Here is a 4,927-nt window from a genome sequence, read left to right on the forward strand (position 1 = left end):
GCTTCTCCTTCACCGTCGGCAAAGACAGCGGGCAGCACCGCTGCTGTCATGCACAAGGCGGTCAGGAGTGCGAATATCTTTTTCTTCACTTGGCTTCCTCCTTCTGTCACCCAATAGGTTCCAATGGTTTACTCCTTTATTATACCGCATCTTTTTTGAAATTTCCATTACCCATTTCAGGGGTCAAAATGGGTAATGGGGAGCGGCAAAAAAAGGGCCGGCTCTATTGCAGCATATACTGTTTGAGGTCTTTGCGGTGGCTGACATTCAGCTTTTTCATCGCCTTGGACAGGTGGTGTTTGACGGTGTTGATCGACAGATTGAGGTACTGCGCGATTTCCTGATTGGTCCAGTTGCGGGCAACCAGCACCGCCGCCGCAAACGCCACAAACGCCTCCATGGCGCGAACCGCCGGCGAGGTTTTTCCGCCGTCTGCCAGGGTGTTTTTGATTTGCTGCAAGGCGCGGCGGGCATGGTCGATGCGTCCCATGGTCAGGCAGGAATAGGCAAAAATCCAGCAGGCGGACAGCCGCACGGCACTGTCCTGCGCGGTCAGATAGCCCTCGGTTTCCCGCATGGCCTTTTCGGCCTGTCCGCTGAAGTAGTGGTACTCCGCCAGAGCGATGTCCTTTTTGGGACCTGGCCTCATATTTTCGATGGTCTGCACGCAGTATCCTGGCTCAAAGGGTGTATTCATCAGGGGCATAAAGTCGGGAAACAGCTTCTGCTTCTGCGGCTTTTTATGTACGACCAGCTGTTTTTTCCGTCTGCGCGGGTCCTCCGGTTTTTGGCATTTTCTGGGATTGCCCAGGTGCCGCCGAACTGTTCTGCATCGGCGATACGTCCCTGTGTGCAGTACTGGTTGATCCGGCGCTCGGATACGCCCCATTTTTCAGCAGCTTCTCGAATTGATAGATAGCCTTCCATTTTATATAAATTCCTCCCAAACGCGGCGCAGTTCTGTTTGTCGCAATTTACTGGCTTCATTATATACGAATATCCGTATACTTTCAAGGCAGACGCAGACAGCACTCCCGTCCTTTTTTTAGAACGGGAGTGCTGTTTTGTGGTGAATCTAGTTGGAGATGTCAAGAAAGGTTAGAGCTGCTGGTTGAGGTTGACCGGCTGACCGGCGTACCACATTTCCAGCTCCAGATAATAGCCGCTTGCCCAACCGGTGTTGCCCACCGTGCCAAGCTGGTCGCCGGTCTCGACGACGCTGCCGGCAACGGCGGTCACCGACTGCAGGTGGCTGTACACCCAGGTGACGCCGCTGTCGTCGAGAATCTGCACCTGATTGCCGCGGCCTGCCTGCCAGCCCGCCGAAATCACTCTGCCGCCGACTGCCGCCGTGACGCGGTCGCCTGGTGCGCCATAGTACAGGCGGCTGAGCTGATTTGCGCCCTCCTGCTGTGTCACCGAGGTGAGCACCGGCGACTGATAGCTTGGGATGAGGACGGCATTGCTCTGCTGCTCAAACAGTGCCATCGCCTGCTCGTTATCAAACTGCTCGACGCCGGTGATCTGGTTTGTCTTTGGGTCGCGGACAATTTGCAGGCTGACCGTGCCATCGACAAGGTTAGAAGCATAGCACCAGTTGGTCTCGCCGAGCGTATCGACCAGCACCTTGACCGGCTGCGACTGATAGAACACCTCGCCGGCGCCGACCGTCATCATATCGCCGCTGCGATAGGTGACGCCGTATTCTTCCAGCGGTTCAAACAGCTTGCGGAGCTTGCTGTACTTCTTTGCGCGCGCTTCGACAAGGTTTTGGCTGGTGATGGTGCCGCTGTCCGGTGTTATCGTTTGTGCAAGTTCCACCGTATCGCCCGCGTCAAAGACCTGCAGCTGTTCGGTGCGGTTGCCGTTTGTGTCGGCGGAGAGGACGGTGCGGATGTCCACCACGCCGCAGTCGTTGAGGTAGTAGAGCAGCTCGCCGCCGGCGCCGCTCATGCCTTCCTCCGGCACCATCCAGCAGCGGACCAGCTGTCCGTTAAAGTAAAGGCGGTTGTCTTTATAGTTATAGCTCAGTCCCTGAGCGGCGTACTGTTCGGCGACGGTTTGGAGCTCGCCTGCCTCAAACGCGCCGACATTCGGCTTCTTGACCGACCGGACCGACCGGCGGAAGGTCCACTGGGAGATGATCTGCGGGTCGTACCGCTCGATAGATTCGATGGTATGTACGTCGTCGGCGAGCACCGTGTAAAGATCGGCTGTTCCCTCAGGGTCGTAGTATTCATAGAGAACTACACAGCCGCTGGTCCACATTTTTCCAACCGAAGCGCTGGTCTTGTAATAAATCGGGTCGTCGATCGGACCGTGTGTTTCCACGGTATAGCCATCGACAAAATAGCGCACCGGCTCGCCCTCATACCAGAGCTTTCCATCCTCGTCGGTAGTCAGCCCGAAGCCGGTGTAGCTGCGATACGGCGGCTGGGATTCCCAGGTGCCGACGTAGTGGATGCGCTGCATACTTTGTTCCCGTGCATATTCGGCAGGCGAAGTGCCAATCAAGCTGAGCGTCTCATCGTTGCTGAGCACCGACCACTTGTAAAAGCTGCCGTCGGTCTTTCGGCAGGCAAGGAGGTTGATGGCTCCGCTGTAATCAAAGAAGCACAGGTCGTTTTGCCGGTCGATGAGTGCGCGGACGGGCCTGTTCTGATAGAGCCAGCGGTCGTTTTGCTCGTCGTAGCGCAGGCCGTTGTCTGCATAGGCGGCAAGGGCATCGGCGCTGCTCTCGCCCTGTTCGCTTGCAGTCGATGCACCGGCGGCAGACACCGAGTCGTTCATCTGCGCAATCTCTTTGGTTCTGCGGTCATACTCCTCCTGAGAAGAGTGCTCCAATCCGGTCAGCTTGCCCTGGCTGTCGCGGACCGCTTCCAGGTCAACTTTTCCGGTATAGAAGTTGGTAAAGCTGTTGCCTGCTTCCTTGTCATAGAAGTAGCGCACAAGCTCTCCCTCATAGGTAAACACATTCTGTTCCTTCTGATAGCTCAGTCCATACGGCTCATACTGCTTGTATTCTTCAAGGTCAAGAGAAACATAGACGCCGTCGGCATTTTTTATCACCGGCTCCTCCGATTCTCCCTCTGCCATCGGATCGCTGAGCTTGCGCGCGGCAAATTCTTCGGCGCTTGCCTGCACCAGTCCGGTCAGCTTGCTGTCGGTGCGCTCGGCGCGCACATCCACGATGCCCGTCGGGTCGCAGTAGCCGATGCCCATGGTGTTCTGGTTGTCGCCAGGCCACTGATCGTCAAAGCAGCGCACCACCTGTCCCTGATAGTAGAGCTTGTTGTTGTCGGTATCCAGCTGCAGGCCGTACGGTTCATAGTCGGTGTACAGCGCCGGATCGAGGATGTTCTGGCTGATCGTATCGTCCGCTTTCTCGTCGAGCGACGAGGTATCTTCCTTGATGCCTGCCGAGGTGGCAAACACCACCGTGATGACCACCACCAGCACGACGGCGGCGGCAACGGTGAGGACCGACGCCTTCCTGGTTTTCATGATGGCGCGGATGCGCTCCTCGATGGCATTTCTGGAAAAGCCGCTGTACAGCAGTCCGAAGTTGCTGCGGTTTTCCTCCATGGCAATCAGCGTCAGCGCATAGTCGGAACGTCTGGAACGTCCGAGCAGCCTGAGCACCGTTTCGTCGCAGCTGAGTTCTAAGTCGCGGTTAAACAGCAGGTACATCGCCCACACCAGAGGATTGCACCAGTGCAGACAGAGCGCCGCCGCCATCAGCAGCTTGGTCACGCAGTCAAACCGCCGGATGTGCACATATTCGTGGGTCAGGATAAACCGCAGGGTATCCTCGTCCTGATTGAGCGCCCCCTTTGGCAGCAGGATCACCGGCCGCAGGATGCCGTAGGTCAGCGGCGTGTGGATGCGGTCAAACTGCCGCACCTCGATCTTGCGGCGGCGGCTGTGTTCTCCCTGCCATTCCAGCAGAAAACGGTTTTCCACCGGCAGCGACATCCGAAACTCCCGAATGCTGCGCAGGTAGCTCACCGCAAACACCACCGCCATTATGCCGCTGCCGGTCATCCACAGGCTGCCCAGCAGCTGTCGGAGCGAGAGGTTCGGCTGTGCCGCTTCGATGGCATTGCTGTCCGGCTGTATCTGCTCGGACTGCACCGGCGGCAGCGTGTCCGGCTGCTCGGTGGTGATTTCCTGCTGAACACTCTGTTCCGGCAAAACCGCCGGTTGCTCGGTCTGCTCCGGCAAAACTGTCAGCTGCTCCGGTAAAAGGACGTCGCTTTGTTCTGTCTGCATCGCTTGTTCTGCCCATTCGCTCACCGTCTGTACCGGTGTCATCTGCTGTGGTGCCGTCGACAGCGACGCAGTCGGCATCGGCAGCAGCGAATAGATGCTCAGTGCCGACGGGATGGAAAACGGCACCATCAGCCGCAGAAGTACCACCCACCACAGCACTACAAAGGTCTTTTTGGGCAGTTTTTCAATGGTCAGCGCGCGCAGTACGATGATCGCCAGAATCATCGCCGCCGCCGACAAACTCATCTGCATCAAATTCATGTCTTTCCCCCCTTTTGACGGTTATTCGTCCTCCAGCGTTCCCACGATCTCGCGCAGCTTCTGCAGCTGTTCGCCGCTGAGCTTCTTTCTGTCCAGCAGCGCAGCGAACAGCTTGTCCGCCGAACCGTCATAGATGCGGTCGATCAGCTCGTTGGTCTGCGCCTCCTGCACCTCCTGCTTTTGTACCAGTGCGTGGCACAGAAAGTTTGGTTCGCTGCGCTGGATGGCTCCCTTGTTGATGCACCGCTTGATGAGGGTATAGGTGGTGTTCATGTTCCAGCCCACCTCCTCTTTGAGCACATCCGAGATGTGCTTGGCGGTGCAGTCGCCTTCCTTCCACAGCACGCCCATGACTTTCAGCTCCGAGTCAAACAGCTTTCCTTCCATCTTTTCT

At 57.3% G+C, this 4,927-nt stretch carries 4 protein-coding genes; all 4 read right to left on the bottom strand.

All coding sequences use genetic code 11. The annotated features are described in order from the left end of the window. Positions 1 to 223: 223 nt before the first annotated feature. The 4 genes from Q0L39_RS10675 to Q0L39_RS10690 all read right to left on the bottom strand — a co-directional run bounded on the left by Q0L39_RS10675 (position 224) and on the right by Q0L39_RS10690 (position 4,920). Positions 224 to 706, bottom strand: a complete 483-nt coding sequence (locus tag Q0L39_RS10675) for a helix-turn-helix transcriptional regulator (RefSeq protein WP_296629059.1) — start codon at positions 704 to 706, stop codon at positions 224 to 226. Beyond that, positions 697 to 927 (bottom strand): helix-turn-helix domain-containing protein, encoded by a 231-nt coding sequence (locus Q0L39_RS10680; RefSeq protein ID WP_296629061.1) that lies wholly within the window; start codon positions 925 to 927, stop codon positions 697 to 699. Before Q0L39_RS10680 ends, Q0L39_RS10675 begins: the two co-directional genes overlap by 10 nt. A 171-nt stretch (positions 928 to 1,098) precedes the next feature. Next, positions 1,099 to 4,533 carry a M56 family metallopeptidase gene (locus tag Q0L39_RS10685; RefSeq protein ID WP_296629063.1) on the bottom strand — a complete coding sequence of 1,145 codons (3,435 nt, stop codon included), beginning with the start codon at positions 4,531 to 4,533 and terminating at the stop codon, positions 1,099 to 1,101. 21 nt (positions 4,534 to 4,554) lie between these two features. Continuing rightward, positions 4,555 to 4,920: a BlaI/MecI/CopY family transcriptional regulator gene (locus Q0L39_RS10690; protein WP_296629065.1), complete on the bottom strand. Its 366-nt coding sequence runs from the start codon at positions 4,918 to 4,920 to the stop codon at positions 4,555 to 4,557. Positions 4,921 to 4,927: the final 7 nt, after the last annotated feature.

It is taken from the genome of uncultured Negativibacillus sp., assembly GCF_944388365.1.
Taxonomy (GTDB): domain Bacteria; phylum Bacillota; class Clostridia; order Oscillospirales; family Ruminococcaceae; genus Negativibacillus.

Bases quoted from the DNA above. Each gene is read 5' to 3' on its own strand.
- Q0L39_RS10675 (WP_296629059.1), bottom strand. From the start codon at position 706: ATGCCCCTGATGAATACACCCTTTGAGCCAGGATACTGCGTGCAGACC.
- Q0L39_RS10680 (WP_296629061.1), bottom strand. From the start codon at position 927: ATGGAAGGCTATCTATCAATTCGAGAAGCTGCTGAAAAATGGGGCGTA.
- Q0L39_RS10685 (WP_296629063.1), bottom strand. From the start codon at position 4,533: ATGAATTTGATGCAGATGAGTTTGTCGGCGGCGGCGATGATTCTGGCG.
- Q0L39_RS10690 (WP_296629065.1), bottom strand. From the start codon at position 4,920: ATGGAAGGAAAGCTGTTTGACTCGGAGCTGAAAGTCATGGGCGTGCTG.